Genomic DNA, 25,720 nt, shown 5'->3' with positions numbered 1-25,720 from the left:
TGCCGGAGCGCTCCCGGCGGAAAATTCTCGTGGAATGCTCCGTGAGGTGGCGAGGCCACCTGTCGGATGAGGCGGCAGCTGGGATCAGGACTCGGGCTCGTTCCCCCATGGATTGAAGTCGTGCACCTGCGCCGGGGCCGGCTTCCTGCCCTGGTTGAACGCGTCGAGCAGGACGTCCTGGAGCGGCTCTTCCTCGGCGCGCCGGTACGTCCCCGCGCGCTCCGACCAGGCGATCTGGCGGCGGAAGGTCTCGACCAGCGGCACGGTGGTCCGGAAGCCGAGGTCGCGCGCGGCCTTGCTGTTGTCGAAGATCGACCCGTATTGATAGATGAACTTGACGCCCACCATGCGGCGAGGGGCGACCTCGTAGAGCCAGCCGGTCGGGATCGAGACCACGGGGGACTTGCCGCCGGCGGCCTCCTGCAGCGCGGCGAAGACGCCGCCCCACGTGGTGTGCTCGTCGCTCGTGAGGTGGTAGGCCTGCCCATAGGCCCTGTCGTTGCCGAGGGCGTTCACGAACCCTCGGGCCACATCGGAGACGTGCGCGATGGCCCACGGCGCCGCGCCGTCGTCGTGGACGATGAGCGGGAGGCCGCGCCGGACGCGGTCGGCCATCGAGTCATCGAAATAGAGCGCGCCGAGCGCGGTGTGCCCCTCGCCGGTCGTGAACGACGGCCGCAAGATCGTGGTCTTGAGCCCGTTCTGGCCGTTCGCCGCGAGCAGCGTCGATTCGATGCGCGACTTGTTCTGGCCATACTTCGTCACGGGGCGGTGCGGCTCGTCGTCGGTCGCCGGAGAGCGCGTGAGGGGCTCGCCGTAGGCGCACACCGTCGAGCAGACGACAAGGTGCCCCGCGCGGCCCGAGAACGCCCTGAGCAGCGAGTCGGCGTTCTCGGGGGCGTAGGCGACCATGTCGATCACGGCGTCGAACGTGCGCCGCTGCATCTCGCGCTCGAGCTCGGCGTGCTTCCAGCGATCACCGACGATGACCTCGACATCCCCCTCGAACCGCCGCGCCGTCACGCCCCGGTTGAAGAGCGTGACGCGATCGCCCCGCTCGAGGAGCTGCTGCACGATGGCCGTCGAGATGAGCCCGGTCCCGCCAATGATGAGAACTCTCATGAAAGCACCTGGGTCGATTGCCCTGCTCCCGGGGCGGCTGCCCCCGCAGGGGCGAGCCGCCGCGGCGGGCGTCTCTGGCGAGCGCCCGCCCACCGCTCCGGCCGGAGCGCCGCCGGCTACCGGCTCGGCGACCTCGCCCCCGCCGGGGCCTCGTCCAGCCAGAGGATGGCCGTCACGCCGCGCGGGTAGTAGCGGCTGCCGACGGGCACGCCGCGCTGCATCTGGTCGGAGTAGGCCCAGTAGCCGGAGCCCTCGATCTGCCAGCGGACGTGGGCCTGCTCGTGGCGCTCGGCGTCGGGCAGGTCGGCCCTCAGGATCACGCGCGCGATGTGCTGGCAGAGCGCGATCTTGCTCGCCCAGGAGTTGTCGCTGCTGCTCGAGAGCTTCCAGCCGCCCTCGGGGAACAGGCACACACCGGGCTTGACGATGGCCTGGAAGTGACGGCGGAGCACCCGGACGAGCTCGCCGTGCTCGCCCTCCGCGGGGTTGCCGTCGAGCAAGCCCATGGCGTGCGGGTACAGGAGCCCCTCGATCGCGGGGATGATCGCGCTCGTCGAGCTCCCGTCGAGCAGGGCGGGGATGTAGCCCGACGGCTCGTGGAAGGCCGACACGATGGCGCGCGCCGTCTTCTGGCTCGCCGCCCTGGACTCCGCGGCGAGGGGGGCGTCCCCGCAGCGCTGGAGGAGCTCGGCGAGCACCACGTACGACGCCCACGTCTTGCCGGCCAGGTAGAGGTTGCCGCGCGCGCGCCCGAGCGAGTGATCCAGCGAGTCGTAGGTCGTGATCTCGGCGCCGGTCCCGCAGCGGCTGCTGTCGAGCGCCATCACGCCGGTGCGCGCGCCGGGCTCGGGCGCGTCGCGGTGGAGGAGGCTCGTGAGCAGCTCGGCGAAGAGGCCCCGGTGGCGCTCGAGGAAGCCCTTGTCGCCGGTGCGCGCGACGTACACGCCGGCGCAGCAGATCCAGTTCGTGAGCTGCTCGAGCGTCATGTAGCTGAAGCAGGCGGCGTCGAGGTTCGGGCGCTCGTAGCTGGAGTTCCCGGCCGGCGAGAAGTGGTTGCTGACGCCCATGTCGTGCGTGAACGACACGCCGCCCGGCAGGAGCTCGCCGTTCGCGCCGGGGCGCTTCACCTTGTCGCGGTAGCTGTAGCGATCGACGAAGAGGTCGAGGACGTCGCGCACGGCCCAGGACGCGTAACGCAGCTCGAAGAACAGGTGATCGATCGTGAGATCGAAGGTGTTCATCATCTCGTACTCGCCCTCGTTCACGACCCACAGCGGCGCGGGCGGCGAGGCGTCGTCGAGCGCGGTGTCCAGCCACTCGGTGGACCCGAAATAGCCGTGCGTCGCCTGGGCGAGCAGCCACTTCTGGGAGGGGCTGAGCGCCGACTGCGCGAGCTCCTCATCGCGCTGGATCGCCTCCTTGACGAGCGCCTCGCGGCGGTCGAGCGCGAAGGAGAGGACGTCCTCGAGCCTGCGGAAGTAGCGGGTGTAGGCGTAGCGCGCCTCGATCCCGGTCGTGATGGTGCCGGCGTCGTAGAACCCGAGCGCGATCCAGACCTCGCGCTTTTCCCCCGGGGGGACGTCGATGAGCAGGCCGCCGGTCTTGCCGAGGCGGAACAGCCGATCGGCGCTGCCGTCGAGCGCGTTCTCGGGCGCGAAGGCCTGGAAGGCGCGGATGCCCGGCTCCGGGCGGACGGCGAACCCCCAGCGCCGGCCGTGCGCGACGCCGACCAGGCGGCCGTCGCTCGTCGTCTCGAGGTCGCGCAGGCTCGACGCTTCGAGCGAGAAGACGCCCGTCATCGGCTTGTCGCTGCCGGTGTTGTCGAGCTCGAGGCGCGCGATGAGCGCCGGGCAGGACCGCTCGGCGACCTCGGAGGGCGCCGCCGTGCGCGGATCGGGGATCGGGCCGAACGGCGAGTAGATGGCGAGCGTCAGCCGCCCAGCGCGGATCGTGTCGCTCGCCCACCCGAGCTCGCGGCGGATGTCCTGCTCGCCGAAGACGCGGCGCATCTGCGTGTCATGGGTCAAGGTGACGCCGAACGGGACGTCCGGGCCGCTGTGGCTCTCGAAATAGGGGAGGCAGAAGAAGTCCCCGTCTCCCTCGCGGTAGCCGATGTAGAGGTTCGATTCTCCCGGGCGGCCCACCTGGGAGGCGAAGCCGCCCCGGCGGTTGAAGCTTCCGAGCGTGAAGGAGGCAAAGGCGCCGACCGGCGCGTGCTGGACATTGTAGGAGGAGATCACGGCGGCAACATAGCGTAACCGCCTCGCGATGCGACCTCGCGAAGCGATGCCGCGGAGCGAGCCTGCGGGACGGCGCGGGGCGCCATCCCAGAGGCGGGCCTGTACCCCCCGCGGGGCGGTCCGCGTCCGACGGTCGGGCCGCGATCCGGCGGCTGCGAGGGCGCGTGAGCCGGGTATGGCGAGCGCCGACTATGTAGTCCGCAAGGCGCCGAAGGTTTCAGCGTTCCACCCAGGGCGTGTCGTGGCCCCCGGTGATCCCGTCGTGGACTGATGTATAAATGCCTATCGGGCCCTGGCGAGCGGGCGGTGCGCTGGTTGGCTGGGCGCCACCCGCTCGAACAGCACGGAACCCGGGGAAGACCTTCTCATGTTGACCTTCGCGACGCTTTGTGCCCAGAGCCGGGCGCTCTCACGGATGGCCTTCGACCGGAGGTACCCTCACGCGTGGCTGCTCCGGGAGCTCGGCCCCGAGGACCAGCCCCCTCCGTCGTTCAAGACCGTCTTTGCCGGCACCTCGCTCGGATCGAGCCATCAACCGGCCGTGTGCCGTCACCGGATCTCGTCGGGGATGACCGTCGCGTCCCACGGCTGCGAGCTCCTGCCGGTGGCGAAGCGCCCGGAGAGCCCCTGGCAGGATCGCATCCTCATCGGGCGCGCCCTGAACAGCGATATCGTGCTCCGCGATCCGTCCGTCTCCAAGGTCCAGGCTCACATCTCGGTCCTGATCGCGGACACCCCGATGCTCCACGCGAGGAAGAGCACCAACGGCACGTTCCTGAACGACCGGCTCCTCACGCCGGCCGGGGACGGCGCGCCCCTCCGCAGCGGCGACATCCTCCAGTTCGGCAACGTCATCTGTGAGTTCATCGTGAACGCCGATCTCTACCGGCTCGTCGCCCGCTGAGGCCTGCGCCCCGCCGCGGCCAGATCGCGCGCTCGCCCGCGTGCGCCGCCGCGCTCGTCCGCGCGCGTTGCCGTCCGACCGCCGGGATCAGCTCCGCTCCGGGTGGGGCGCGCGGAACAGCACCTCCACCGGGCCCCCGTGCGTCTCCACCACGTAGCTCGCCTCCACCGGGTCGCCGCCGCGGAACGCCTTCGTGATCTCCTTGCGCCGGTTCATCAGCTCGACCAGGCCGAGCGCGAGCGCCTCGGAGGCGGTGAGCTCCTTCGGCGTCGGCTTGCGGCCGATCAGGTCCTCGTCGACCATCGCGAGCGTGGGGTAGGCGTCCGGCCCGGCCAGCTCCCAGCGCTGCTCGGCGACCTCGGCGCGCAGCGCGGGGTGCAGGTCGCTCGCGCGGTCGAAGCTCAGCGAGAAGAAGCTCGCCGGCAGCGACGCGGGCGGCGCGTCCGGGAGCTTCGCGGTCTCCGCGAGGTAGAGCTCGAACCCGCGCGCGCTCTCGAACAGGAGCACGCCGTGGCTCTGGCCGGCCTGCCCGACGACGCACAGCGCGAGGTCGCGCGCGCCGAGCGACGGGATCGACAGCGCCATGATGTCCGCGTCGCTGGGCACGGTCTTCCAGGGCGTCGTGCGGTAGAGCGCGGCCGCCGCGCGGAAGAAGGACGCCATCGCCGGCGCCTCGATGCCGCCGCCGAGGAAGCTCGGCGTCAGGCGGCCGTCGCGCGCGCCGAGGTGCGCCTCGAGGTCCTCGGCCACGACGTCGATCTCCGGCGTCGGCGCGACGCGGACCTCGATCGCCGGGCCGAGCCGCGCCCTCAGCGCGTCGGCGAGCGCGGGCGAGGCCACGCGCACGCGCTCGGGCAGGCGCGGCTGCCCCTCCAGGGGGCCCCTGGCGGCGGCCTCGAAGCTGTCGACCGCGCCCGCGACGACGTCGCCGGGGCGCAGCGCGGCGCAGCTCAGCACGAAGCCGCGCTCGGTCATCCAGACGACCGCCTCGGGACGGTACGCCTCGTCGCCCTCGTGCACGAACGCGCGCAGGGAGAAGAAGCCGCCGATCCACTCTTCGTCCCGGCGAGGCAGGGAGGGCGCGCTCTTCTTGGACCGCTTCTTCTTGGGGGCGGGCACGGAGGACATCAGGACACCTGTTCGCGGGAGCGCTCCAGCCGGCACGCTCGATGACGCGGGAGCCAGGGACGAGACCGGAATCGAGGGCGGAAAGCTAGCGCAAAGGCCGCAGGGGTCGAAGCGGAACGCGGGGCGTGCGGTCGCGCCGCGCGGGGGGCGCCTCTCAGGCGGGCGCGGGCCCTTCCACGCCACGCTGCGCGCCCGTCTGCGCCGCGCCGCGCGCCCTCCTCGTGCACCGGCGCGGGGTCAGCCCACGGGGCCTTTCGGCCTGGCGCTCCTCGCGGTGCCCTGTTATCGGTCGTCGCGGTCCAGCGCACGGACCTGACGCAGGCGCTGCGCGCCGGCCGCCCAGGGGACTCGATGCCTGAAGAGATCTGCAGAGGACCCCGCCGCTCCGCGGGGCGCGCGGCGCGGGGCGCCCTCGGCCGCGCTCCGCTCGGGCTCCTCCTGGCGCTGGCCGCCTCGGCGCCGGCGACCCCAGCCTGGGCCGAGCCGACCATCGCGGAGCGCGCGCGGGCCGACGCGCCGCGCCGGGAAGCGCAGGCGCTCCTGGCGAGCGATCGGCCGGACGTGGCCTGTCCGAAGCTCGAGGAGAGCGAGCGGCTGCGCCCGTCGACGGAGACGAAGCTCGAGCTCGCCAGGTGCCACGAGCGCGCCGGGCGCCTCGCGAGCGCGTGGGCGCTCTACACCGAGATCGACTCGACGGAGGCGGCGGGCGGCGACGCGAAGCGGGGCGCCGAGGCGCGCGAGCGCGCGGCGGCGATCGCGCAGGAGCTCCCGACGCTCGCGATCGTCGTGTCCGACGAGGTGAAGGCGCTGCCGGGGCTCGCGGTGACGCTCGACGGGGTGGCGGAGCGGGAGCTCGGGGCGGCGCGCCCTGTCGAGCCGGGGAAGCACCGGGTCACCGCGAGCGCGCCCGGCAGGCAGGCGTTCTCGCGCGAGGTCGAGGCGAGGCAGCCGGGAGAGCTCGTCGAGGTCCACGTGAGGGTGCTCCAGCCCCACGCGGCGGCGCCGGCGCCTCCTGCCGGCGACCTGGAGCGCCGCGGACCGATGCCGTACGGCCAGAGGCCGGATTCGATCCACCGGGACCTGATGTGGGTGACCGGCGGGCTCACGCTGGCGGGCATCGCGCTCGGGAGCACGTTCGGGGGCCTGGCGATCTCCACGTGGGACAAGGTCGAGGACAAAGCCAGGACGACGTGCAGGGAACCGGGGCGTTACCTGGACTGTGCGCAGCCGGTGCCCGATCTGGCCAGAAGGGCGATGTCGTACGCGACTGTCTCCGATTTCTCCTTCATTGCCGCGGGCGCGGCGCTCGCCGGCACGGCCGTCCTCTGGCTGACGCTGCCCCCGGACGGCCCGCGCGCGAGCGCCCGCGTGCAGATCGCGCCGGGCGTCCTCGGCGGTTCTGTCGTCGGGGTGTTCTGATGATGACGATGAGGCTCGATCGGCGTGCTCGGCTCTGGCTGGCGACCGCCCTCGTCGCGGCGGGCGGCGCAAGTTGCGCCGAGATCGCCGGCATCCAGCCGGTCGACGAGCTGGGCGTCGGGGGCGGGACGGTCAGCGAGCCCGGCTATACGTGCCAGTGGGCGATGTCGTTCGGCGACGCCGACACAACGCTCGGCGGGATCGCGGCCGACGGCGACGGTACCTTGTGGCTGGCAGGCGGCTTCAAGGGGGACCTCACCGTCGCCGGCGGCGCGCCGCTCACGGCGGGAGGCGCTGGCGAGGACGTCTTCGTTGTGCACCTCGCGCGCGACGGGAACCACGTGTGGAGCGAGCGCTTCGGGAACGCGGAGAACGACACCGCGACGCGCACCCATCAGGCGACGTCGATCGCGTTGGGCGAGAGCAGCGTCTATGTCGCGGGCGACTTCACGGGCAGCCTGTCGTTCGGCGCGGACTGCGGGTCGCCCGAGGGCGCCGGGGCCGGCGACTCGTTCGTGGCGCGGCTCGACAAGAACGATCCGGGCGGGGTCGCGGCGTGCGTGACGCACGGGTCGCCCGGTCTCGACGAGGCGAAGGCGGTGGCCGCGGAGGGCGACCGCGTCTTCGTCCTGACGTCGCTCCAGGGCGGGGCGGACATGGGGTTCTCCAGCTACGATGGACAGACCCTCTTGACGCCCTGCAGCCGTGTCTTCTCGGGCCGCGAGGGGGCGCGCTACCGGCCCCGCGCGCTCCGCGTCTCCTCCGGAGAGGCCTTCGTCGTCGCCGATTTCGAGGGCCGCGTGAACGTCGGATTCCCCGGCTTCGAGCGCGGGCTTCCGCCCGGCGACGCGGCCGCGGAGGGGACCGATTTCCTCCTCGCCTCGTTCCCGGCGTCCTGGATCTGCGACGGATCGAGCGCCGATGGCGCGGGCCTCTGGTATCGACACTACTCCCCCCTCCGCGGCGATCAGCGCGCCAGCGCCGTCGCGGTGCACGAGGCCGGCGTCGTCCTGGCCGGCTCGTTCGAGGGGCAGATCGATCTCGCGGGCGAGCTCGTCGCCACGGAGGAGGACGGCTTTGCGGCGCACCTCGACCGGCGCGGTGTCGCCACGTGGGCCAAGCACCTCGGGGGCAGCGGGGCTCAGTCGGCGCAGGCCGTCGGGGTCGACGCGCTCGGGCGGATCATCGTGGCCGGGCATTTTCAGCGGCAGATGACGATCGACGACGCCGAGGTGAGCGGCGAGGCCGACCAGGGGGACATCTTCCTCGCGCGGCTCAGGGCCTCGGGCGGCGAGGTCGAGTGGCTCGACGCGCTCGGCGGCCCGGAGCTCCAGCAGATCCAGGCGCTGGCGATCTCCGGGACGGACGTCTTCCTGGCGGGGACGTCGGGCGCCGACTTCGCGCTCCTGAACTGTCAGGTCGACGCCGCGGGCGGTCAGCTGTTCGTCGCCAAGCTCTCGGTCGCCTCGCGCTGAGGGCCGGCCGCGGGGCGCGGGCCGCTGCGCTCGCCGCCGCGCGCGAGCAGCGCCCGCGCGCAGGGCGCGATGACCTGCGCGAGCGCGCGCTCCCGGATCTCCCGCCGGTGCTGCGGCGAGAGCACGCCGAAGCCGAGCAGGCGGCCGAGGTCGGCCTCGCCCGGGGCGGCGGGCTCCGAGGCGGCGGCGAGCTCGTCGACGACGGCGCTCGCCAGGGAGGGGTCGCGCTCGATGGCCCAGGCGGCGAACCGGAAGGCGAGCTCGGCGTGCCGCGTCTCGTCCTCGGCGATCTGCTCGAGGGCGCGCCGGATCGCGGGATCGGTCGCGTGGAGGGCGGCTTCTGCCGCCTCGATCGCGGCGACGGTCTCGCCGATGCACCCTTCGCGGAGGGTCGTCACGAGGATCGCGCGGGCGCCTTCGCCGCCGAGGGCGCCGTCGATGGCGAGGGGCCCCGGGCCGATGCCGCGGCCGGCGAACGCGCTGGCCAGCTCGAAGCAGATGCGCGCGTGCTCGGCCTCGTCGCCCATGGCCGCTTGCGCCGCGCCGACGAGCTCCGGCGGCGCGCCGAGCGACAGGAGCTGGAGCGCGAAGCGGGCGAACGCGGCGATCGACGCGTGCTCGAGGAGGGCGGCGCGGGTCCAGTGTTCGGCGAGCGCCGTCTGCTGCTCGGCCGAGAGCCCGTCGCGGCGGGGCGGCGCGTCTGGCGCGGCGGCCCGCCAGTCGTCGCGCGCGGCGGGCTCGGCGGTGCGCTCGACCCCGTCCACCAGGAACGGCCGGCCGATCGCGCAGGTCGACGGCGTGCAGGCGTGGCGCAGCGCCGCGAGGGAGCACTCCTGCCCCTCTGAGCAATCGTCGTCGCCGGCGCACTCGTCGGTGGGCGTCTGGCATGCGAAGCCGGTCCCGCCGCAACCCGGGTTGAGGACGTAGCTCGAGCAGAGCAGCCTGCCGCAGTCCTGGTCGCTGGTGCACAGCGCTGGCACGCAGCGCCCGACCGGATTGCCGCACAGGCAGATCTGTCCCTCGGTGCAGTCGGCATCGATCGTGCATCCGTAGCGGCAGAAGCACCCTGGGGGCGCGTTGCCGTCGGACGGGGTGTCGCAGTAGCCGTGGGACTGCTCGGTGCAGTCGGCGTCGGAAGAGCAGGCGCCGGGGTCGTCGCTCGGCTCCGGGCACGCCTCGGCGCGCGGGAGCGGGCTCGGGCAGGTGACGATCTCCGCGCGGTGCAGCCAGCCGCCGGCGCAGCGCACGTACCCGGTGTTCTGGCCGGCGACGACGATGGGCTCGGGATCGTCGCACGCGAACGGGAAGCCTTCCGGTGGCGCGGTCCCCGTCGTCCCGGAGGGGCCTTCGCCCGAGCTCGCGGCCGGGCCTTCCGCCGTGCTCCCGTGCGATTCTGCGCCCCCGCCTCCGCCCGAGCCTTCCTCGATCACGACGTCGCTGCCGCACCCCAGGGCGGGCGCGAGCGCCAGCACCGAGAGCAACCGCGCACCCCAAGAGTCGATCGAGACAAGCAATCTCATGAATTGAACCTCGTTCGAGGATCTTAACCGCGTTTGTCGCGGACGTCGCGGACGTCGCGGACGCTGCGAGCGAGCTCGCCGCTGCCGGCGCGTCGTATCGCCCGCGGCGGGGAGCGCCGCGGGCGGGTCGCGATCCCACCGGGGTTGCGGAGGCGCGCCTGCACGAGGGGGCGACGGGCGCGGCTGGGCGCTGGAATCGGCAAGGTCGCCTGGAGGACGTGCTGCCTCACTTCGCCGCGGGGTGCTCCTCGATAGCTCGTCGAGAGCGGAGTCGATAACCACACGCGCGGTGTGGCTGTGGCAGGGCAGGGGCGCCACCCACAGGTATGCGCACGCCGGACGGACGTCGGACAGCCCGGCACACGACGCGCTCGTCGCAGCGAGCTTGCGTCGAGGCGAGCGGTAATGCGGCTTGATTGATACTTCGAAATCGAATACCAAAATTTAACTATGCTACCTCGCACGAGCCTTTTCTCCTTCACCACGGAGGATCCTTCCGCGTTCGGGGTCTATCTCGCCGCGGCGGCGAAGGAGCACCCCATCTACTTCGATGAGGGGCTCGGCGTGACCGTCGTGCTCCGCGGCGCCGAGGTGACCGCCGTGCTGCGCGACAGCGAGACGTTCAGTAATCGCGCTTACGACATCGGGATCATGAAGGGGGCGCTCGTGGCGCTCGACGGCGCGTCGCACACGCGCATGCGGAGGGTCTTCAACGCGGTCCTCTCTCCGCGCGTGGTCAACCGCTACGAGGAGACGATCGTGACCCCTGTGGCGCGCAGGATCATGGACAGGCTCGCGCGGAAGCAGCAGGCGGACCTGGTCGACGATTTCGCGATCTCGATGCCCATGGGCGTGACGAGCGCCCTGTTCGGGATGCAGGAGGAGCGGATCGCCGAGAATGACGTGCTGATTCGCAAGATGATCCGCAGCGCCATGGCGCCGCAGGATCCCGTCCTGGTGGCCGAGGGGCGGCGGGCCCACGCCGCGATGGGCGCGCAGCTGCGGGAGATCGCGGAGCGCGAGGTGGCGAGCCCGGGCGACACGCTGCTCGGCGAGATCGCGCGGACGCTCGCCGCGGAGGGGCTGGGCGGCGTGGAGGCGTGCGAGGGGGTCGTGCTCAGCTTGATCCTGGGCAGCTACGAGACGACCAGCTGGATGCTCGCCAATCTGCTCGTGGCGCTGCTCGCGCACCCTGACGCGATGGGCCAGCTGCGCCAGCAGCCTTCGCTCCTGCCGCAGGCCATCGACGAGGCGATGCGCTGGTGCAGCAGCGCGGCGGGGATCGTGCGGTTCGTGGAGCGCGAGGCGACGATCGGCGGCGAGACGGTGCCCGCGGGGACGCTCCTCTACGTGTCGCTCACCGCGCTCCACTACGACGAGGAGGCCTACCCGCGCCCGGAGGTCTTCGACATCCAGCGGCGGCCCACAGGGCTCCTGAGCTTCGGCGTGGGTCCGCACTACTGCGTCGGGGCGCCGCTCGCGCGGATGGAGGCGCGGATCGGGGTGTCGCTCCTGCTCGAGCGCTTCCCGGCGTTGCGGCGCGATCCGACCCAGCGGCCGATGTTCTCGACGGCGCCGCGCGGCGCAGCCGCCTTCGGGCCCGATCGGATCCCGGCGCTGCTCGTTTGACGCCCCCCGCCCGACCCGGTTCAACCCGCGACCCGACCCAGGTTGAGGTTCGGACCCAGGTTGGCAACCCGGGGGGTGACCCGACCCAGGTTGGGGTGACTGACCCGGGCAGGGGGTGACCCGACCCAGGTTGGGGTGACCCAGGTTGGGGTGACCGGGGTGACCGCCGGGCGGGTGTCCTGGCGGTCGCCACCCATGGAACGCGGCCGCCGCCCCAGCGAGGGGGGAAACTCCTCGAAATGATTCACCACAATACTGGCACGGTGTTTGTTGGTGTGTGCCGGTCATGAGCCAGCCCCGCGAGATCGCTCCCGGCGCCACGTACATGATTACCCGGCGCGTCCTGCGTCGGCACCTGCTCCTCCGCCCCGACGCAGCCATCACCCAGCTCCTGATTTACGCCCTCGCGGTCTCCGCGCGTCGCTACGGTCTCCAGGTTCATGCCCTCTGCGCGATGTCAACGCATCTGCACCTGATTGTAACGGACGTGACGGGCGTCCTGCCGCGCTTCCTGCAGTTTTTCCATCGCATCGTCGCGCTGGGCACCAAGGTGCTCCGCACATGGGAAGGACCGGTGTGGGATCACGAGGCCCCGAGCGTCGTGCGCCTGCTGACGCGCGCGGCGGTGGTGGAGAAGATCGCCTACGTCCTCGCGAATCCCGTGGCTGCTGGCCTCGTCCGACATGCGCATGAATGGCCGGGCGCCAAGGTGAATGTGGGTGAGCTCGGTCGCGGCGTGCTGCGTGCGGCGCGTCCGTCTGCGTATCTCGACCCGGAAAATCCTCAGTGGCCCGAGGAAATGACGCTCTCGCTCTCACTACCGCCGGCTATAGCGCTGGACAGCGCTGAGGGCTTTCGTCAAGAGGTCGCCGCCGAGCTCGAGCGACAAGAAGCGCAAATTCATGCGGAAATGCACCAGCATGGGCGTCACTTCTTGGGCGCCGAGCGAGCCAGCAAGATCTCCCCCTACGCGCGCGCGACGAGCTTCGAGGCGCTGCGCGAATGCAATCCTACGTTTGCGGTCGGCCGTGACCAGGGTGACGCATGGCGAATTGCCGGCGCCGCTGTGCGGGCGTTTCGCGCGTTATACCGCGCCGCGCTGGAGCGGTGGCGCACCGGTGTGCGCAGTGTCGTGTTCCCGGCGGGGACGTGGTGGATGCGTACGTTTCACGGCGCCAGCGTGACGGACGCCGTAGCCGCTATATGACTATTACGACCGTGCAGGGCGAGGCGGACGACGGTTCCAACGTCGCATCGCGAGGAACGTCCGTGTGGAGAAGACGGAGCGGGCGGCGGATCGTTGACACGGCGCTGCGCGAATGGATGTGCATAGGTTGTGCCGCACCGAGCGCGCACGAAGCGGCGCCCTGCTGCTCGACCCGACCCAGGTTGGGCGGGGGCGCGATTCAGATTGGCAATTCCAGCTCAGTCCTTGTCGTGTCCTGTGCCATCATCCACGCTTCCGCGCAGATTTGGCCATGAACCAGCTCTTGAGCTGCGCTCGTCCGTCCCGATCCATGAACTGTCTATAGGGCAACCCGGGTCAGGTCCACGCCCCGTGGCGTCCATCCGCTCTTCCGACCGGAGTCGGCCATGACCCAGCCCCGGTCTACGTTCGCCCGCACCTATCTGCGAACCCGAGCTACGGGGGCAACCTGGGTCGGGTGGGGGGGGAAGTCTAGGGCGTCAACCCGGGTCGGGTCTGGCCTTTTCCGGCCACGAGCCCCGCGAACGCTGCCGCGAAGCGGCGCCGGAAATCCTCATCCTCCATCAGTTTGTCGCGCAGCGCTCGCGACAGCTCGAGGTGGTAGAACGGTGCGCCCATCTGGCGCGACCAGCGCGCCTGCACGTTGGTGGCGCCGCCGAGCTTGTTGATCTCGGCGGGGTAGGCGAGGACCTTCCCGTCGCTGACGACCGACCGCAGCGGGGCGAGCAGCCGCTCCAGGTCGGCGTCGTGCCCCACGGCGCTGGCGATGGCGGCGGCGTCCGGCGCCGAGCTGTCCTGAAAACCGTGCAGCTGCACCGCCGGTATGCCGGGAAAACTCTGGAGCAGCGCCCGGTGGGCCGACAGGAAGAACGAGCGCTCCGCGTGCGCCACGTCCGCGAAGGCGAGGGATGCAGCCAACCGCTCGCGGGCGGCACGGATGTCTCCCCGAGCGCCGCCGCCTGCGTCCCGGGCGCCGCCACGCGCACCGTGGTTGCCGCCAGCGCCTGTGGCGCCCTCGGCCCCCGCGCGCTCGCCGCCTATCGCCCGAGCGCCGCCCCCCGTGGCCTCCGCCTTTGCAGCCCCGCCGTCCGCGTCGGCGCCGCCCTTTCCACCCGCTCCTTCGGCGCCTTCGTCGTCCCCGGCGGCGTCGCTCGGCTTGGGGCCCCCGCCGTACCGGTGCGACGTGTTGACGACCAACGCCCGCGCCCGCTGCGCCTCGAAGACGGCCAGCGCGACGGGCAGCGTCCCCCGGTCGAAGAACGTGTGCGGCGCTTCCACGATGAGCGGCACTGCCGCCCCTGCGCGCAGCACGACCGCGGCCGCACCCTGACGGCGCGAGCCGTCCTCGGACAGCACCCAGAGAGCGCGTCCGGGGACCACCCGCAGCGCGAACCCGGGTGGGGCAGCCGGCGGCGGCTGCCGGTTCTGGGCGGCGAGGCCCGCCGCCGCGACCCACGCGACGTACGCCTCCTCCTCCGCGTCGTCTGGCGGCTCCGCGATGAGGTGGCGTCCGCCCTTGCGCAGCGGGGCAATCTGCTCGTCCAGCGCCTGCTGCTCGCCGCTGTCGGCCGCCTGGGCCTCAACCCCGGTCGGCTCCGCGGTCGCAACCCCGGTCGGCACCGCGACGGTCAGCACCGCGGAACCCGCCGGGCTCGGCGCCGTGCCCAGCGCGCTCCCGACGCTCCGACACACCCCCTGCGAGCACCCGGCGATCGTGAACAACACCACATAGCCTGCGCTCTTCATGGTCGTCCTCGCCGCCGCAACCTCGACGACATCTTCACTTTTCTCACGCCACAGTCCGCGAATCCAGGATGACGCGTTGCGTTGTAAGACGTCGCCTTCTCTTCCGTAGCGGGGGCGGTTTGCGCTAGTAGCACTGCATGCCTCGCCCCTTCGAACCCGTGGAGGCGCCGCCGCTCCCGGAGCAGGCCGGTCGCACGTTCCCGCGTCTGGTCGAGCTGATGCAGCGGCTCCTTGCGCCCGATGGATGCCCGTGGGATCGCGAGCAGAACTTCGCGACGCTGCGGCGCTACGTGCTCGAGGAGGCCTGCGAGGTCATCGACGCCATCGACGGCGGCGACCGCAAGGAGCTGTGCACCGAGCTCGGGGACCTCCTGCTCCAGGTCGTGTTCCAGGCCGAGCTCGCCCGGGCCGAGGGGGCGTTCGGCCCGGACGACGTGGTCGCCGCGATCTGCGAGAAGCTCGTGCGGCGCCACCCCCACGTGTTCGCGGACGAGAGCGCCGAGAACGCCGACGAGGTGCTCCAGAACTGGGAGCGCATCAAGGCGGCGGAGCGGGCCCGGCAGGGCAAGGACCGCGGGGTGCTCGGCGGCGTTCCCCGCAGCCTGCCGGCGCTGACCCGGGCGCAGCGCGTCGGCGAGAAGGTCGCGCGCGTGGGCTTCGACTGGCCGGACGCGCGGGGCTCGCGCGCGAAGGTCGAGGAGGAGCTCGGAGAGCTCGATCGGGCCTTCGAGAGCGGCGATCCCACCGCGATCGAGGAGGAGCTCGGCGACGTGCTCTTCGCGCTCGGGAACCTGGCGCGCCACGCCGGCGTGGACGCGGAGGGGGCGCTGCGCCGGACGATCGACAAGTTCACCCGGCGCTTCGAGCACGTCGAGCGCCGGGTCATCGAGCGGCACGGCGGCTGGCCCGCAAGGGCGTCGGACGACACCCTCACGCTCGAAGAGCTCGACGGCTACTGGGACGAGGCCAAGCGCGGCGAGCCGCGGACCTGACCGCGGCGGCGAGCTCGACGCCGCACGCGCGCACGCTGTGCGAACGGGCTCCCTGGCGCGCGCGGGCTCAGTCACGTTCCGCGGTCAGCACGAAGCGCTCCCGCACGCGCGCCTCGTTCGACTCGTGACGGACGTGGATCTCGTAGCGGCCCGGCTGGGTGACGGCCACGCTGAGCGGCGCCTCGCCGTGGTAGCGCGTCAGCCGATGCGAGCAGCGCTCCCGCTGGCAGTGCTCCTCCAGCGCCCCGCCTTCGCCGTCGGGGAGCCGCACGCGCACGTGCTCGGGGACGTCGAGGTGAACCACCGCCGGCTCGTCGGCGTGGCGGTGGGTCCACAGATCGAGCTGCGTCCACGCGTGTCCGTCGCCAGGCAACGCGACGGCGCGCTCCTCGGAGCGCTCGATCGCGGGAGAGCGCGCGCCCCCGCCGCCCGCCAGGAAGACGGCGAGCGCCAGCGCGGCGACCGCCGGCGCCGCGATGATCGCCCTCCACCTCCAGGGGCTGCGCGCCCGCTGCGACCTCTTGCCGCCCTGCACCGCAGGCCGCTCGGGCCGCTCCGGGAGCTTGCTCAGCGCGCGCTCGACGAGCGCTTCGGAGGGGCTCCTCGCGCGCAGCGCCCGCACGCTCGCCGCGAGATCCTGCGGAATCGGAGGCACATCGTGGTCCTGCCCGCTCACGTCGATCCCTCTCGCGCCGCGACGACGAGTTGCGCCGCCACACGCTCGTATGCATCGCGCAGCCGCGCGCGCCCGCGGGCGTGGCGGCTCTTCACCGTCCCCTTGGGGATGCCGAGGAGCTCGACCACGCTATCGTAACCGAGCTCCTCGATGTCGCATAGCACCACCACGGTGCGAAACTCCTCCGGCAGCTCCTGGAGACACGCGAGGAGCACCCCCGTGTCCTGGCTCAGGATCACGGCCGCCTCCGGGCTCGGGACATCGGCGCGAGGCAGGATGCCGAGCGCCTCGGTGCACACGTCGACGAGCCGATCGAGCAGGCCGCGGCGCCGCGCCTCGGTCCGGTACGCCTCCAGGTACTCGTGCCGAGCGATCCCGCAGAGCCAGACCCCGAGGTCCGAGCGCCCCTCGAAGGACGCCGCGTGCAGGTACGCCTTGAGCAGCGCGTTCTGGAACAGATCGTCCGCCTGATCCCGAGCACCGCAGAGGGAAATGCAGAACCGATAGAGGCGCGGGAGCATCGGGCGTATCGCCGACTCGAACTGCGCGCGCGATTCGCCGAGGAGGGGTCGCGATTCGGTCATGAGGGCCGTTCGAGCGTCTGGAGCGTCGAGGCCCTGAACTCTAGCGTGGATTGGACGGCGGGGTAGCACCCGTTGCTCGGGCCACAGCGGGGCGAGCAGCGGCACCCCGAGCGGGGGAGAGCTGTACATCGGCGGCCCCCCTGGGACGGAACGGAGGCGCGCGCAGGTTCCTGCACATCGGGCGAAATCGTCACCCCGCGTGGGAACCTTGGGCCGAGTGGTCCCGTCCTGGAGCGTGTTCTGACGAACATCGGGCCCCACAGGGGGCCCGCGTATCCGAGGGCTGAACACCGCATGTCCAAGCCGATTATTCCAGGCGCGCCCGCGTCAACGCCTGCGTCCGCCTCGTGGAAGAACGACCTCGTTTCAGGCTTCCTCGTCTTCTTGATCGCCCTGCCGCTTTGCCTGGGAATCGCCATGGCAAGCGGGTTTCCCCCCATCGCCGGCGTGCTCACCGCCGTTGTCGGCGGCGCGGTCGCCACCTGGCTCGGCAGCGCGCCGCTGACCATCAAGGGACCCGCGGCGGGCCTCATCGTCATCGCGCTGGGCGCCGTGCAAGAGCTCGGCGGCGGGGACAACGCGGTCGGCTACCGCCGCGCGCTCGCGTGCATCACTGTCGCCGCGCTGATTCAGATCGCCTTCGCGCTGGCGCGCGCCGGCACGCTCGGCGACTTTTTCCCCGGCTCGGTGGTGCACGGCATGCTGGCGGCCATCGGGATCATCATCTGCTCGAAACAGATCCACACGCTCGTCGGCGTCACGCCCGCGGCGAAGGCGCCGCTCCACCTGATCCTCGAGATCCCGCACAGCCTGTTTCGGCTGAACCCCGAGATCGCCTTGATAGGCGTCCTCTCGCTGGTCATCCTCTTCGGCTATCCAGCGGTCGCCAGGAGAGCGCGCCTTCTGCAGAAGATCCCTGCGCCGATGCTGGTGCTGGCGCTCTCGGTGCCGCTCGCCCACGCCTTCGAGCTCGAGCACGAGCACACCTACACGCTCGCGGCGACCCAGACGACGTACGCGCTCGGGCCGAGCTTCCTGGTCAACCTGCCGGGCAACCTCCTCCAGGCGATCGTCTTCCCGGACTTCAGCCACGTCGGCACGCCCGCGTCGATCAAATACATCATCATGTTCTCGCTGGTGGGTAGCATCGAGTCTCTGCTGTCGGCGAAGGCCGTCGACTCGCTCGATCCCGCGAAGCGCCGCTCCGACCTCGACCGGGATCTGCTCGCCACGGGCGCCGGCAACCTCATCGCGGGCCTGCTCGGCGGGCTGCCGATGATCTCCGAGATCGTCCGCAGCTCCGCGAACATCGGCTACGGCGCGAAGAGCCGGTTGTCGAACTTCTTCCACGGCATCTTCCTCCTGCTCTTCGTCGCCTTCGCGCCGGGGCTGATCCACAGGATCCCCCTCGCCGCGCTGGCCGCCATGCTCACGTTCACGGGGACCCGCCTCGCGTCCCCCAAGGAGTTCGTGAGGACGCTCCGCATCGGCAGGGAGCAGCTCATCATCTTCGGCACCACGGCCGCGCTGTGCATCGCCTCCGATCTGCTCGTCGGGGTCGCGGCCGGCATCGCCGTGAAGATGCTCATCCACCTGATCAACGGCGCGCCGCTGCGCGTTCTCTTCCGCTCCGAGGTGGAGGAGCGCGTCGAGGGGCAGCGGGTCGTGCTGCGCGTCAAGCACGCGGCGGTCTTCAGCAACTATCTCAGCCTCCAGCGGAGGCTCGCGAGCCACGCGAACGCCTCCAGCATCGAGATCAATTTCGCGGATGCCCGCCTGGTCGATCACACGGTCATGTCCAACCTGCACGAGCTCCAGGGCACGATGGAGCGAGAGGGGCGGACCTTGACCCTCGCGGGCCTCGGCGAACACTTCCAGATGTCGTCCCACCCGCTCTCTGCGAGGAAGAGGGCTGTCATCAGCCCTGTCGCCGAGCGTTGAATCGAGGCGAGGCACGGCCTCCGCGACAGGGGCGCACGCGGGTGAAGCTCCAGGAACAACCGTTCTCCGGGATCGCCATGAACACCGAGCTCTCTCGAGATCTCCGCGCGAGCGCCGCCCGGCAGAGGCGCCTTTGCGACGTGGTCGAGCACGCCGGGCACCTCCTGCCGGCGCAAGGGCCCATCGGCGTGTTCGTCCACCACAACACGCTGCACGCGTTCCAGCACCTGCCGTTCCACGACGCGCTCGCCGCGGCGAGCGCCGTCTTCGAGGCGGAGCCGTACCTCGCGGAGGCGGATTACCGCGCGCACATCGCGTCGGGTCGCATCGACGACGAGGACCTCGCGGCGGCGCTCGCGGGGCGCTTCGCGGCGCATCCGGACGAGCGACGAGGCCCGCTGTCCCGCCACGAGATCGAGCGGCTCGCGCTGCGCTATCCCATCGAGGCGGAGACGGCGGCGGGCCTCTCGTGGCGTATCTCCGAGGTGGGGGAGACGCGGAGGCTCCGGGCCGACGCCCCCGCCGAGCGGCGCTGGCGCATCCTGGAGAGCACGGAGCGCTGGCTCGAGGAGCGCCCCGAGACCGCAGCGCACCTCCGCGACCAGGGCGGCCGCGATCCGGAGTCGCGCGCCGCGCTCGCGCTCTGGGACGCGTGCCGCGCCGTGCCGCTGCCGCCCGCCCCGCCCGCGGAGCCGCCGCTCGTCGATCGCGTGGGCGTCGACCGGTCGCACCGCGATCTGCTGCTCGCGCTGGCAGGCGAGGATCCGGCCGAGCTCGTCGATCCGCTCGTGATCCGGCTCCTCGCCGCCTACCTCGACGAGGGCGTCGCGCACTGGGCGATGCCCGATCGGGCGCAGGGGATCTGGCGCTGCTTCCGCGACATGGCGCTCGCGGGCTCGCGCCTCGCTGCTCCGGCCTTCGCGGGGCTCGACGCGGAGCTCCGCCGGCTCGACGCGGCGGGGCTCCCGCCGCCCGCCATCGCCGCCCGCGCCCTCGACGAGCTCGGGGTGCCCGAGGACCCCTGGGAGGGGTACGTGACACGCGTGCTGCTCGAGCTGCCGGGGTGGGCCGGCATGATCCACCGCCTCGAGCACACCCCGGGCGACCGGCCGCCGGGCTCGCCGCCCGCGTCGCTTGTCGAGTACCTGGCCGTCCGCCTGACCCTCGCCCGGTACGCGCTGCGCGACGTCGCGCGCCGGCGGCTCGGATACGCAGGGCCCCTCGCCGGGCTCGTCGAGCACGCCCGCCGCGCGGCACGGCCGCCAGCGCCGCCGGCGCGCTCGCCCGAGCACGATCGGCCGTTCCGCCTGTTCCAGCTCGCCCAGCTCGCTGGGCTGTCGGCCGCCGAGGTCGAGCCGCTGTCGAAGGCGGATCGCGTCTGGGCGCTGTCGGCGCTCGAGGCGTTCGACGGGATCGCGCGGCGCCGCGTCCTGCAGGAGGCCTACGAGCACCACCATCGGGTCGAGGCGCTGCACGGGATCGCCGCGAACCTGCGCCGCCCGGAGGACGACCGCGCGGTGAAAGAGCCCCGCTTCCAGGTCGCCTTCTGCATCGACGATCGCTGCGAGGGGCTGAGGCGGCATTTCGAGGAGCTCTCGCCGCGGCACGAGACCTTCGGCGTGGCCGGCTTCTTCGGCGTGCCGATCCGCTACCGGGGGCTCGACGACGCCGGCCACGCGAGCCTCTGCCCGGTCGGCGTGGAGCCGGCGCACGAGATCGTCGAGCGGCCGCACGAGGAGGAGGCGGGCCGCCGCCGAAAGGCCCGCCGCAGGCGCTGGGCGCGGCTCCTGCACGCCCTCGGGCGCGGCTCCCGCACCCTGGCGCGCCGCGTGCTGCTCACGCCGACCCTGGGCCTGTTCTCCACCCTCCCGCTCGTCGGGCGCATCCTTTTCCCGCGGGCGACGGCGCGGCTGCGCCGCGCGCTCGAGCGGCGCATGTTCCCCGCGGTGCCGACGCGGCTCCACAGCCCGCACGACGAGGGCTCCGGCGCGGCCGGCGAGGGGCGGCCGTTCACCGCCGCGGAGAAGGCGGCCCGGGTGGCCGCCACGCTGGAGAACATGGGGCTCACGCGCGGCTTCGCGCCGATCGTGGCTGTGCTCGGCCACGGGTCGACCAGCGTGAACAACCCGCACCAGTCGGCCTACGACTGCGGCGCGTGCGGCGGCCGCCACGGCGGCCCGAACGCGCGGCTGTTCGCGGCCATGGCGAACGACCCCGAGATCCGCGCTTCGCTCCGCGGCCGGGGGATCGACCTCCCGGACGGGACCTTCTTCCTCGGCGGCATGAACAACACGACGACCGACGAGATCGTCCTCTACGACCAGCACCTCGCGCCGGCGTCGCACCGCGGCGATCTCTCGGCGCTGCTCGGCGCCCTGGACGCGGCGCGCGAGCTGCACGCGCACGAGCGCTGCCGTCGCTTCGCGTCGGCGCCTGCCGAGAGCGACCCCGCGCGGGCGCTCGCGCACGTCGAGGCGCGCGCCGCGGATCTCAGCGAGGCCCGGCCCGAGCTCGGGCACGTGACCAACGCCGTCTGCGTGGTCGGCCGCCGCGCGCTCACCCGCGGGCTGTTCCTCGATCGCAGGGCGTTCCTCGTGTCGTACGACCCGACGCAGGACCCGGGCGGCGCGATCCTCGAGCGTGTCCTGCTCGCGGTCGGCCCGGTCGGGGCGGGGATCAACCTCGAATACTACTTCTCCTGCGTCGACAACCGCCGCTACGGCGCCGGCACCAAGCTCCCGCACAACCTGGTCTCGATGCTCGGGGTCATGGAGGGATCGCTGAGCGACCTGCGCACCGGGCTGCCGAGGCAGATGATCGAGATCCACGAGCCGGTGCGCCTGCTCGTCGCCGTGGAGGCGAGCACGGAGACGGCCGCCGCGCTCTGCGCGCGGCAGCCGGCGCTCCGCGAGCTCATCGGCAACGGCTGGATTCAGCTCGCCTGCGTCGATCCGGCGACGCGCCGGATCGCGTGCTTCACGGGGGACGGCTTCGCGCCGTGCTCTCCCCCGGACGACCCCTTGCCGGCGGTCCAGCGCTCCGCCGACTGGTACGCTGGGAGATCCGGCTTCGTCCCGCCAGCGCTCATCGGCGCCGCGTCCACGCGGCCACGTGAGGTCAAAGGCCATGCTGTCTGACGCGCTGCTCGGCAAGCTCGCCGCGCTCGCCGTGCTCTCCCCGGCGGCGGCCTTCGCCGCGCTCGGGGCCTACCTGCTGCTCCTGCGCACGCCGAGCGAGCGCGTCATCTCGCGCGCCGTGCTGTCCGCGCTCTCGGTCTCGCTCGCGGCCTCGCTGGCGATCTGGGGCTCGGCGGTCGCGGCGCCCTACGCCTTTCTGCCGGTGGAGCTCGGCCGCTGGTTCGGGACCGGAAGCTACGCGTTCGAGATCGTCCTGCTCGTCGATCGCCTGTCGGCGACGATGATGGTGCTCGTCTCGCTGATCGCGCTCGTGGTCGGCCGGTTCTCGGTGGCGTACCTGCACCGCGAGCCGGGGTTTGCGCGGTTCTTCCTGCTCCTCGCGCTGTTCTCGACGGGCATGCTGGCGCTCGTGTCGGCGGGCACCGTCGACCTGCTCTTCGCCGGCTGGGAGCTCGTGGGCGTGACGAGCGTGCTGCTCGTGGCCTTCTTCCACGACCGCGAGGCGCCGCCGCGGGCCGCGGTGCGCGTCTACATCACCTACCGGCTCTGCGACGTCGGGCTGCTCGGGGGCGCGGTGCTCATGCACGATCTCGCCCGCTCCTCGCAGTGGGGCGTGGCGTTCGGCGGCGCCCCCTGGCCGGGGGCCGCCGCGTCGCTCGGCCCCGGAGCGGCCACGGCGATCGCGCTGTGCCTGTTCCTCGCCGCCATGGGCAAGAGCGCGCAGTTCCCGCTGGGGAGCTGGCTGCCGCGGGCCATGGAGGGGCCGACGCCCTCGAGCGCGCTCTTCTATGGCGCGCTCTCGGTGCACGCGGGGGTGTACCTGATGTTGCGCGTGGCCCCGCTGCTCCAGCGCTCTCCGGCCGCGAGCGCGGTGATCGCCTGCGTCGGGGCGGCGACGGCCATCTACGGCACGATGGTCGGGCGCGTGCAGGCGGACGTGAAGAACGCGCTCGCGCACGCGACGATGACGCAGGTGGGGCTCATGTTCGTGGAGATCGGGCTCGGGCTCTACCGGCTTGCGCTCGTCCACCTGTTCGCGCACGCGTGCCTGCGCTGCCTCCAGATGCTGCGCGCCCCCTCGGCGCTCCGCGACGCGCAGGAGATCCGGGCCGCGCACGCCGGCGAGCCGCTGCCGCCCCTCGGGCTCGCCGCCCGCATGCTGCCGGCGGCGCTCGTGCGGCGCGCGTACTGGCTCGCCCTCGATCGCTTCCACCTCGAGGCGCTGCAGGAGCGGCTCGTCGCCGCGCCGCTGATGCGCCTCGGGCGCCTGCTCGACCGGAGCGAGCGCCGGTGGGTGGCGGCGCTGAGCGGCTGGCCCGAGCGCGCCGCCGCCGAGCCGGGGGAGCAGCCCGCGCGCGGGGTAGAAGACGCGCGCGCCATGGCCTTCGAGCCTCCAGCGCGCGACACGAAGGGAGCCCGGACGTGAGCTCATTTCCGATCCTCGCGGCGCTCATCCTCACGCCGGCGGTCGCGGCGCTCGTCGCCTCCCGGGCGCGCAGCGACGAGGGCGCGCGCCGCGCGGCCGTCGTCGGCGCGGCGCTCACCCTGCTCCTCTCGGCGGTGCCGCTCGCGCTCTCGTGCGCCGGCGTCGCGCTCGCCGCGGGGGGGACCGCCCTGCCGCTGCTCGGGGCGCGCCTCCGGCTCGGCCTCGACGGCTACACCATCGCCCTGCTCCCGCTGCTCGGCTTCGTCCTGCTCGCCCTGGTCGCGGCGAGCCCGCGCGCCGCGCTCGATCGGCCCACCGCCGCGGCGCTGCTCGCCACGGGGAGCGCCATCCTCGGCGTGTTCTGCGCGCTCGACCTCGCGGTGCTCGCGGCGTCGTGGCTCGCCGCGCTCGTGCCGGTCGAGCGCCTGGTCGCCAGGAAGGGCGCCCTGGACCCGCTCCTCCGGCGCACCTGCCGCATCTTCCTGCTGGGAGGCGCGGCGCCGCTCGCCCTGGCGATCGGCGCCATGGCCGTGCTCGCCGCGCGCCGCGGGGCGGCCCTGCCGTTCGACATCGAGGAGATCTCGCGCGTCGGCATCCCCGAGGCGTGGCAGTCGCCGCTGTTCGCGCTCGTCGGGATCGCCGTGCTGATGCGCATGGCCGCCGTGCCGTTCCACGGCTGGCTGCCCGTGCTGCTCGAGCGGGGGCCGCTCGGCGTGACCGTCCTGCTCGCCGAGATGCAGGTCGGCGTCTGCGTGCTCCTGCGCGTCGGGGTGGCGCTCCTGCCTGCCGGCTGCGCCGAGGGCATGCCGATCCTCGCCGTCCTCGGCCTGGTGAGCGCGCTGCACGGCGCGGTGCTCGCGCTCGTCCAGACGGATCTGCGCCGGCTGCTCGGCTACCTCGTGGCGAGCCAGAAGGGGCTCGTGCTCCTGGGGATCGCCTCGCTGAGCCGGGAGAGCGTGAGCGGCGCGCTCCTCCAGACCGTCGCGTCGTCGATCGCGATCACGGGGCTCGCGATGGTCATCGGAGCGCTCGAGGCGCGCACCGGCACCGCCGACACGCGGGCGCTCGGCGGCCTCGTGGCCCGGACGCCGCGCATGGCCGCCTTCTTCTTCCTGCTCGCGTGCGCGGCGATCGGGATGCCGGGGGCGCTCTCGTTCGTGAGCGAGGACCTGCTCCTGCATGGAATTTTACACATTCATCCCGTGCTGGCGGTGCTGGCGCTGACGGCGGCGGCGCTCAACGGGATCACGCTGTTCCGCGCGTTCCAGCGCGCCTTCCTGGGTCCGCTGGGGCGCGACCTGCGGGGCGCCTCGGTGGAGGCGCTCCTGTTTCGCGAGCGGGCGTTCCTGCTGGCGATGGTGGCGCTCACCGGGGTCCTCGGCGTGGCCCCGGCGCGGCTGCTCGCGCTGCACGAGCCGATGGTCGAGCGGGTCCTCCACGGCGCGGCCCGCGGCGCAGGGATGCGCGCCGGGGCGGCGAGGAGCCGCCGAGCCATCGCCGATGGCGGCCTGGGATCCCTGTCCGGGGCGACGAGCGTCGCGGTGGGCCCGGCGGACGAGCTGGGCGCGCTGCGGCCGGACGCGGCTCAGGTCAGGTAGCGCTCCCCCGAATCGGGCAGCACCGTCACGATCGTCCCGCGCACCTTGCGCGCCATCTCCACGGCCGCGTGGACGTTGGCGCCGGAGCTCGGCCCGACGAGGAGCCCCTCTTCGCGGGCGAGCCGCCGCACCATGCGGGACGCGCCCGCCTCCGTGACGGTGAGGATCTCGTCGATGAGCGAGCGCTCGAGGATCGCCGGCACGAAGCCGGGGCCGAGGCCCTGGATGCCGTGGGGGCCTGGGCCTCGACCCGAGAGCACGGCGCTGTTCGTCGGCTCGACCGCGCAGATACGGACCGCGCTGCCCAGCTGATCCCTGAGCACGCGCCCGCAGCCGGTCAGCGTGCCGCCGGTGCCCACGCCGGCGACGAACGCCGCGATGTCGCCGCCGGTCTGCGCGAGGATCTCGAGGCCGGTGGCGCGCGCGTGGGCGGCGGGGTTCGCCGGGTTCTGGAACTGCTGGCTCATCCAGGCGCCGGGGGTCGCCGCGCAGATCTCGACCGCGCGGGCGACCGCGCCGGCCATGCCCTGACCCTCGGGCGTGAGGACGATCTCGGCGCCGTACGCGCGGAGGATGTGCCGGCGCTCGACGCTCATGTCCTCGGGCATGACCACCACGCAGCGGTAGCCGCGCACGGCCGCGATCATCGCGAGGCTGATCCCGGTGTTGCCGCTCGTCGCCTCGACGAGGGTCGACCCTTTCCTGAGGGCCCCTTCGCGCTCGGCGCAGAGCACCATGCCGAGCGCCGCCCTGTCCTTGACGCTGCCGCCCGGGTTCATCGACTCGAGCTTGCCGTAGATGACGCCGCCCCCCTCGGGCGAGATCCGGGCGAGCCGGACGAGCGGCGTGCCGCCGATGAGCGCCAGGGCGTCCGGCACGACCGGACCGACACGCAGAGGGGCAGCGGGCAGGGGAGCCGAGCACTCGCCGGGAGCGCCGGGCGGGCTCGGCGGGCCGTCACCCGGGGCTCGAGGGG

At 72.8% G+C, this 25,720-nt stretch carries 18 protein-coding genes; 10 read left to right on the top strand and 8 right to left on the bottom strand.

The genetic code is table 11. The features are described 5' to 3' along the window. Window positions 1-84: 84 nt before the first annotated feature. Together WMF17_RS24780 and WMF17_RS24775 are read right to left on the bottom strand one after the other, a co-directional pair. Window positions 85-1,122 carry an NAD-dependent epimerase/dehydratase family protein gene (locus WMF17_RS24780; RefSeq protein WP_437595598.1) on the bottom strand — a complete coding sequence of 346 codons (1,038 nt, stop codon included), beginning with the start codon at window positions 1,120-1,122 and terminating at the stop codon, window positions 85-87. A gap of 116 nt (window positions 1,123-1,238) precedes the next feature. Continuing rightward, window positions 1,239-3,362 (bottom strand): glycoside hydrolase family 52 protein, encoded by a 2,124-nt coding sequence (locus WMF17_RS24775; protein ID WP_437643582.1) that lies wholly within the window; start codon window positions 3,360-3,362, stop codon window positions 1,239-1,241. 367 nt (window positions 3,363-3,729) lie between these two features. Here WMF17_RS24775 and WMF17_RS24770 point away from each other — a divergent pair, with 367 nt between their 5' ends. After that, window positions 3,730-4,266 (top strand): FHA domain-containing protein, encoded by a 537-nt coding sequence (locus tag WMF17_RS24770; RefSeq protein WP_437595596.1) that lies wholly within the window; start codon window positions 3,730-3,732, stop codon window positions 4,264-4,266. Window positions 4,267-4,353: 87 nt separating this feature from the next. Here the strand turns inward: WMF17_RS24770 and WMF17_RS24765 are convergent, their stop codons facing one another. Further along, a complete protein-coding gene (locus WMF17_RS24765) occupies window positions 4,354-5,394 on the bottom strand; it encodes a hypothetical protein (RefSeq protein WP_437595595.1) in 1,041 nt (346 codons plus the stop codon). A gap of 351 nt (window positions 5,395-5,745) precedes the next feature. Between WMF17_RS24765 and WMF17_RS24760 the strand changes: the two genes are divergently transcribed. Both WMF17_RS24760 and WMF17_RS24755 read left to right on the top strand, forming a co-directional pair. Next, window positions 5,746-6,813 carry a hypothetical protein gene (locus WMF17_RS24760; RefSeq protein ID WP_437643580.1) on the top strand — a complete coding sequence of 356 codons (1,068 nt, stop codon included), beginning with the start codon at window positions 5,746-5,748 and terminating at the stop codon, window positions 6,811-6,813. Continuing rightward, window positions 6,813-8,288, top strand: coding sequence for a hypothetical protein (locus WMF17_RS24755; RefSeq protein WP_437643578.1), 1,476 nt, complete (start codon window positions 6,813-6,815; stop codon window positions 8,286-8,288). The genes WMF17_RS24760 and WMF17_RS24755 overlap by 1 nt, the downstream gene beginning before the upstream one ends. Here the strand turns inward: WMF17_RS24755 and WMF17_RS24750 are convergent. After that, complete coding sequence (locus WMF17_RS24750; protein ID WP_437643576.1) at window positions 8,249-9,808, bottom strand: ferritin-like domain-containing protein; 1,560 nt, start codon at window positions 9,806-9,808, stop codon at window positions 8,249-8,251. The genes WMF17_RS24755 and WMF17_RS24750 overlap by 40 nt on opposite strands. 450 nt (window positions 9,809-10,258) lie before the next feature. Here WMF17_RS24750 and WMF17_RS24745 point away from each other — a divergent pair, with 450 nt between their 5' ends. Beyond that, window positions 10,259-11,437, top strand: a complete 1,179-nt coding sequence (locus WMF17_RS24745; RefSeq protein WP_437595591.1) for a cytochrome P450 — start codon at window positions 10,259-10,261, stop codon at window positions 11,435-11,437. A gap of 286 nt (window positions 11,438-11,723) precedes the next feature. Then, a complete protein-coding gene (locus tag WMF17_RS24740; RefSeq protein ID WP_437595590.1) occupies window positions 11,724-12,644 on the top strand; it encodes a transposase in 921 nt (306 codons plus the stop codon). Between the two features lie 471 nt (window positions 12,645-13,115). On the opposite strand, the gene WMF17_RS24735 is transcribed toward WMF17_RS24740, so the two are convergent. Beyond that, window positions 13,116-14,390, bottom strand: coding sequence for a hypothetical protein (locus WMF17_RS24735; protein ID WP_437643574.1), 1,275 nt, complete (start codon window positions 14,388-14,390; stop codon window positions 13,116-13,118). A 137-nt stretch (window positions 14,391-14,527) separates the two neighbouring features. On the opposite strand from WMF17_RS24735, the gene mazG reads away from it, so the two are divergent. Continuing rightward, window positions 14,528-15,382 (top strand): nucleoside triphosphate pyrophosphohydrolase, encoded by an 855-nt coding sequence (mazG, locus tag WMF17_RS24730; RefSeq protein WP_437595588.1) that lies wholly within the window; start codon window positions 14,528-14,530, stop codon window positions 15,380-15,382. Between the two features lie 67 nt (window positions 15,383-15,449). On the opposite strand, the gene WMF17_RS24725 is transcribed toward mazG, so the two are convergent. Next, window positions 15,450-16,058, bottom strand: a complete 609-nt coding sequence (locus tag WMF17_RS24725) for a hypothetical protein (RefSeq protein WP_437643572.1) — start codon at window positions 16,056-16,058, stop codon at window positions 15,450-15,452. Then, window positions 16,055-16,642 carry an RNA polymerase sigma factor gene (locus WMF17_RS24720; protein WP_437643570.1) on the bottom strand — a complete coding sequence of 196 codons (588 nt, stop codon included), beginning with the start codon at window positions 16,640-16,642 and terminating at the stop codon, window positions 16,055-16,057. The genes WMF17_RS24725 and WMF17_RS24720 overlap by 4 nt, the downstream gene beginning before the upstream one ends. A gap of 294 nt (window positions 16,643-16,936) precedes the next feature. Between WMF17_RS24720 and WMF17_RS24715 the strand changes: the two genes are divergently transcribed. From WMF17_RS24715 to WMF17_RS24700, 4 genes are all read left to right on the top strand, one after another. After that, window positions 16,937-18,583 (top strand): SulP family inorganic anion transporter, encoded by a 1,647-nt coding sequence (locus tag WMF17_RS24715; RefSeq protein ID WP_437643568.1) that lies wholly within the window; start codon window positions 16,937-16,939, stop codon window positions 18,581-18,583. A gap of 77 nt (window positions 18,584-18,660) precedes the next feature. Beyond that, window positions 18,661-21,720 (top strand): YbcC family protein, encoded by a 3,060-nt coding sequence (locus WMF17_RS24710; protein ID WP_437651384.1) that lies wholly within the window; start codon window positions 18,661-18,663, stop codon window positions 21,718-21,720. Further along, a complete protein-coding gene (locus tag WMF17_RS24705) occupies window positions 21,710-23,146 on the top strand; it encodes an NADH-quinone oxidoreductase subunit 5 family protein (protein ID WP_437595584.1) in 1,437 nt (478 codons plus the stop codon). Before WMF17_RS24710 ends, WMF17_RS24705 begins: the two co-directional genes overlap by 11 nt. After that, window positions 23,143-24,744, top strand: coding sequence for a complex I subunit 4 family protein (locus WMF17_RS24700; RefSeq protein WP_437643566.1), 1,602 nt, complete (start codon window positions 23,143-23,145; stop codon window positions 24,742-24,744). Before WMF17_RS24705 ends, WMF17_RS24700 begins: the two co-directional genes overlap by 4 nt. Here the strand turns inward: WMF17_RS24700 and cysK are convergent. Further along, complete coding sequence (gene cysK, locus WMF17_RS24695; RefSeq protein WP_437604301.1) at window positions 24,732-25,622, bottom strand: cysteine synthase A; 891 nt, start codon at window positions 25,620-25,622, stop codon at window positions 24,732-24,734. The two genes, WMF17_RS24700 and cysK, sit on opposite strands and share 13 nt — an antisense overlap. Window positions 25,623-25,720 lie beyond the last annotated feature (98 nt).

Source organism: Sorangium sp. So ce362 (assembly GCF_051519845.1).
Taxonomy (GTDB): Bacteria; Myxococcota_A; Polyangia; order Polyangiales; family Polyangiaceae; genus Sorangium.
The sequence above is the reverse complement of the archived record's forward strand: the minus strand, read 5'-3'. Positions and strand labels throughout refer to the sequence as shown.